Origin of the sequence: Brevundimonas sp. (genome assembly GCF_036400995.1) — a bacterium.
Lineage (GTDB): Bacteria > Pseudomonadota > Alphaproteobacteria > Caulobacterales > Caulobacteraceae > Brevundimonas.
The window spans coordinates 1-4563 of record NZ_DASWWG010000100.1 but is presented as its reverse complement, the minus strand read 5'-3'; the positions used below and the strand labels follow the sequence as shown (position 1 = coordinate 4563).

The following is a 4563-nucleotide window of genomic DNA, read 5'->3' as shown; positions in this document are numbered from 1 at the left end:
CGCACCAGCGCCACCCGCCCCTGTCCGTCGCGCAGGACCCAGGCGATGCCTGACCGCCGGGGTCGCTCGGCCTTCTTCAGCTTCAGCGGATAGCGCTCCGGCTGACCGCCCGCGTACCCCGCGCACCATTTCGTCAGCGGGCAGTCCCCGCACAGCGGCGACTTCGGACGGCACACGGTCGCGCCCAGATCCATCAGCGCCTGCGCCCAGTCTCCCGGTCGTTCGTCCCGGACCAGCGATCCCGCCAGCGCCCGCAGTTCCGGCCGGGCCGTCGGCACGGGGGTCTCGACCGCGAACAGCCGGGCCATCACCCGCTCGACATTGCCGTCCACCACATTGGCCGCCTCGCCGAAGGCGATGCCGGCGACGGCGGCGGCGGTGTAGGCGCCCACCCCCGGCAGGGCCAGCAGCCCCGCCTCGGTGTCCGGGAACACGCCGCCGTGCTGTCCCGCCACCGCCCGGGCGCAGGCCAGCAGGTTGCGGGCGCGGGCGTAGTAGCCCAGCCCCGCCCAGGCGGCCATGACGTCCGCATCCTCCGCCGCCGCGAGGTCGGACACCGTCGGCCAGCGCTCGGTGAACTTCAGGAAGTACGGCGTGGCGTGCGGCGTGGTGGTCTGCTGCAGCATCACCTCGGACAGCCAGACCCGATACGGATCAGGCCGCCCCTTCGATCCAGGGGGCGCGCGCCAGACGAGCGTCCGCGCATGGACGTCGTACCAGTCCAGCAGGGCGGATCGGATCGCGGGCACGTCTGCGGGGACGGAAGGCATCGGTCGCGCTATAACCCGGAAATGCGCCGCACGCTGCCCACCGAAGCCGAAGCCCGGGAAATCCTGTCCCGCCGCCGCACCCGCCCGGCTCCGCGCCCGGCGCCCAAGGCCGGGCGCGCGCTTCAGGGGCTGATCAAGGAACTGGACGCCAAACTGGGTCGCGGCGCCGGCGCGCTGGAGGCTCGCTGGCTCGAGATCGTCGGCGAACGGCTGGCCCGCGTCACCCGTCCGCAGAAACTGACCAAGGGCCGCGGCGGCGCCGGCGGGACGCTGGAGTTGCGCGTGGCCGGTCCCGCCGCCCTGCTGGTCCAGCACCAGTCCGAGGACATCCTCCAGCGGGTGAACCTGTTCCTCGGGCCCGGCTCGGTGGAAAAGCTCCGCATCGCCCAGGGGCCGGTGAAGCCCCTGCCCCAGAGCCCGGTCGCGCCGAAGCGCAAGGCCGCGGCCGCCGCCCCCCTGCCCGCCCATCAGGAAGCCGAGCTCAAGGCCTCCGTCGCCGACGCTCCGGACGGTCTGCGCGAGGTGCTGGAAAAGCTGGGACGGGCGGTTCTGCGGGACGGGCGCGACACCTGAGCCGTTGACAAGGCGGCGGCGAGCAGTCTCCGATCCCCCCGCACCCCGGGAGCCGATATGAGCCACATCAAGACCTTGAGCCGCCGCGCCGCGATCGTCACCGCCGTCGCCGCGGGCCTGCTGACGGCGTCCTGCGCGAAGAATGCGAGCGCCCCCGCCGAGGGCGACATGTCCATGGGGACCGGCGCGGTCACGGTGGTCGAGTACGCCTCGGTGACCTGTCACGTCTGCGCCGCCTGGCACAGCGCCTACTGGGCCGAGTTCAAGACGAAATACGTCGACACCAACAAGGTCCGCTTCGTCTTCCGCGAGATCCCGACCCCTCCGGCGCCGGTGGCCGTCGCCGGCTTCCAGATCGCGCGCTGCGCCGGCGAGGAGCGGTATTTCGACGTCGTCCACGCCCTGCTGGAAAGCCAGTCCGAGTGGCAGAACGGCGGCAATCCGCGCGACACCCTGTTCCGCATCGGCAACGGCGCCGGGCTGAACAACAGCCAGATCGAGACCTGCATCAAGGACGCCGACGGCATCGAGAAGATCGAGGCCCGCGCCAAGGCCGCCAACGCGGCGGGCGTCAGCGGCACGCCCAGCTTCTTCGTCAACGGGCGACAGATCGTCAGCCCCGGTTCGCAGAACGGCCCGACCCTCGCCGACATCTCGGCGGCGATCGACGCGGAACTGGCCAAGTAACCCACGACCGGATGGGACGGCGAGGCGGGTTGTCGTTGACAAACCTTCGCCGCACCTGTTCTCGAAAATCCTGTCATGCGCGCGCGCACGGGAATCGCGCGATGCTCCGGAATCCCGTCGAGTGAGGACCACCCCATGAAGTTCCGTTACGCCGACATGAGCCGCCGCGCGGCGCTGTCCGCCGCAGCCCTCGCCGCCATGGCGACCCTGGCCGGTTGCGGCGGCGGAGCGACCGCCCCGGCCGCCGGCGACATGGCCATCGGCGCCGCCGACGGCGCCAAGGTCACCGTGATCGAGTACGGCTCGATCACCTGCGCCCACTGCGCCGCCTGGCAGGAAGAGACCTGGCCGGCGTTCAAGGCCAAGTATGTCGACACCAACAAGGTCCGCTTCGTCTTCCGCGAACTGCGCACCGGCCCGGTGAACGTGGCCGCCGCCGGCTTCGCCATCGCCCGCTGCGCCGGCGAGGACAAGTATTTCGACGTGGTCCACGAGTTCTTCGCCAACATCCAGGACCTGCACGGTCCGGACCCGCGCTCGACCCTGTACCGCGTCGGCAACGGCGCCGGCCTGTCGAACCAGCAGATCGAGGCCTGCATCAAGGACCCGGAAAACCTGAAGGCCAGCGACGAGCGTGACCGCGCCGCCCTGCGCGCCGGCGTCAGCGGCACCCCGACCTTCCTGGTCAACGGCGTGACCGTGATCACCCCGGGTTCGGGCAGCGGCGCCTCGCTGGCCGACCTGTCGACCGCCATCGACGCCGAACTGGCCAAGTAAGCGGACATGACGGTGCTGCGGCGTTTCCTCCTGCTTCTGGCGCTGGCCCTGCCGGCGTCGCTCGCGACGGCGTCCGCGCCGTCGTGGGCGCAGGAGCCCGTGGCGCCGGTCACCGCCGCCGACCGGGTGCTGGGCCGCGCGGACGCCCCGGTGACGGTGATCGAATACGCCTCGTTCACCTGCCACCACTGCGCGGACTGGCACCAGTTCGTGTTCCCCCTGTTCAAGCAGCGCCTGATCGACACCGGCCAGGTGCGCTTCGTCTTCCGCAACCTGCCGACCGACCCGGACAGCCTGTCCCTGCCCGCGGCCGCCATGGCCCACTGCGCGGCGCCGGATAAGTTCTTCGACGTCGTCGGCGTGCTGATGCGCGGCCAGTCGGCGGTCCTGCACGGCGGACGTCAGGAGGACTGGTACAATCCGGCCGTCGCGGCCAGCGGCCGGACCCGCGAGCAACTGCGCGCCTGCGCCGACCAGCCCGCGACCCGCGCCGCCCTGCAGCGCGACATCAACAGCGCGGTCGCCGCCGGGGCGACCACCACCCCGGCCTTCTTCGTCAACGGCCGTCGCGTGACCGACCGCTCCCTCGGCGGTCTGGAGGTCGCCGTCCGGGCGGCCGCCGCGGCCCGCTAGGCCCACCCTCCGGTGCAGTTCCAGCGCCTCAGACTGGTCGGCTTCAAGTCGTTCGTCGACGCGCAGGAATTCCACATCGAGCCCGGCCTGACCGGCATCGTCGGCCCCAACGGCTGCGGCAAGTCCAACGTCCTCGAAAGCCTGCGCTGGGTCATGGGCGCCAACTCGGCCAAGGCCATGCGCGGTCAGGGGATGGACGACGTCATCTTCGCCGGCGCCGCCAACCGCCCGCCGCGCAGCCACGCCGAAGTCCAGCTGACCATCGACAACGCGCAGCGCCGCGCGCCCCAGCCCTTCACCGACAGCCCCATCCTCGAGGTGTCGCGCCGGATCGACCGGGGCCAGGGCTCGACCTATCGCATCAACGGCAAGGAGGTCCGCGCCCGCGACGTCCAGCTGCTGTTCGCCGACGCCTCGACCGGCGCCAACTCGCCCGCCCTCGTCCGGCAGGGCCAGATCAGCGAGCTGATCGCCGCCAAGCCGCAGAACCGCCGTCGCATCCTCGAGGAGGCGGGCGGCGTCGCGGGCCTGCACACCCGCCGCCACGAGGCCGAGCTGCGCCTGAAGGCGGCCGAGGCCAATCTCGAACGCCTCGACGACATCGGCCGTGAGCTGGAGACCACCCTCTCCCGCCTGAAGCGCGAGGCGCGGCAGGCCGAGAAATACAAGAAGATCTCCGCCGAGATCCGCGCCCTGCAGGCCTCGCTGGTCTATGTCCGCTGGAACGACGCCCGCCTCGCCGCCGAGGTCGCGGCGCAGGAGCTGGCCGAGGCCGACCGCGCCGTTGTGGAGGCGACCACCGCCTCGGGCCGCGCCCAGACCGCCGCCCTGAATGCGCAGGAAGGCCTGAAGCCCGCGCGCGAGGAAGACGCCGTCGCCGGCGCCCTGCTGCACCGCGCCAGCCTGGAGCGCGACCGCCTCGACATGGCCGAGCAGCAGGCCCGCGCCGAGGTCGACCGCCTGAAGGCCGAGGGCGCCCGCATCGCCGCCGACATCGAGCGCGAGACCGGCATGGCCGGGGACGCCGAAAGCGAACTGGCCCGCCTGACCGAGGCCTTCGAGCGCGTCTCCGCCGAGATCGCCGCCGCTCCGGCGCGCGGCCCCCAGCTGGACGCCGCCCTGA

6 protein-coding genes are annotated in these 4563 nt (G+C 72.2%); 5 read left to right on the top strand and 1 reads right to left on the bottom strand.

Going from position 1 to position 4563, the window contains the following annotated elements:
* On the bottom strand, nt 1-770 hold a 770-nt coding region (locus tag VGE03_RS13775; RefSeq protein WP_331047046.1), incomplete at its 3' end, for an A/G-specific adenine glycosylase.
* Between the two features lie 21 nt (nt 771-791).
* Here VGE03_RS13775 and VGE03_RS13770 point away from each other — a divergent pair.
* The 5 genes from VGE03_RS13770 to VGE03_RS13750 form a co-directional block, all read left to right on the top strand.
* Nucleotides 792-1343 (top strand): DUF721 domain-containing protein, encoded by a 552-nt coding sequence (locus VGE03_RS13770; protein ID WP_331047045.1) that lies wholly within the window; start codon nt 792-794, stop codon nt 1341-1343.
* Nucleotides 1344-1400: 57 nt separating this feature from the next.
* Complete coding sequence (locus VGE03_RS13765) at nt 1401-2030, top strand: thioredoxin domain-containing protein (RefSeq protein WP_331047044.1); 630 nt, start codon at nt 1401-1403, stop codon at nt 2028-2030.
* Between the two features lie 135 nt (nt 2031-2165).
* Nucleotides 2166-2807 (top strand): thioredoxin domain-containing protein, encoded by a 642-nt coding sequence (locus VGE03_RS13760; RefSeq protein WP_331047043.1) that lies wholly within the window; start codon nt 2166-2168, stop codon nt 2805-2807.
* Nucleotides 2808-2819: 12 nt separating this feature from the next.
* Nucleotides 2820-3440, top strand: coding sequence for a thioredoxin domain-containing protein (locus VGE03_RS13755; protein ID WP_331047042.1), 621 nt, complete (start codon nt 2820-2822; stop codon nt 3438-3440).
* 12 nt (nt 3441-3452) lie between these two features.
* Nucleotides 3453-4563: AAA family ATPase (locus tag VGE03_RS13750; RefSeq protein WP_331047041.1), on the top strand; the 1111-nt coding region annotated here is incomplete at its 3' end.

Excerpts from the sequence above, each read along its gene's own strand:
- VGE03_RS13770 (WP_331047045.1), top strand. The coding sequence starts at position 792 with ATGCGCCGCACGCTGCCCACCGAAGCCGAAGCCCGGGAAATCCTGTCC.
- VGE03_RS13760 (WP_331047043.1), top strand. The coding sequence starts at position 2,166 with ATGAAGTTCCGTTACGCCGACATGAGCCGCCGCGCGGCGCTGTCCGCC.
- VGE03_RS13765 (WP_331047044.1), top strand. The coding sequence starts at position 1,401 with ATGAGCCACATCAAGACCTTGAGCCGCCGCGCCGCGATCGTCACCGCC.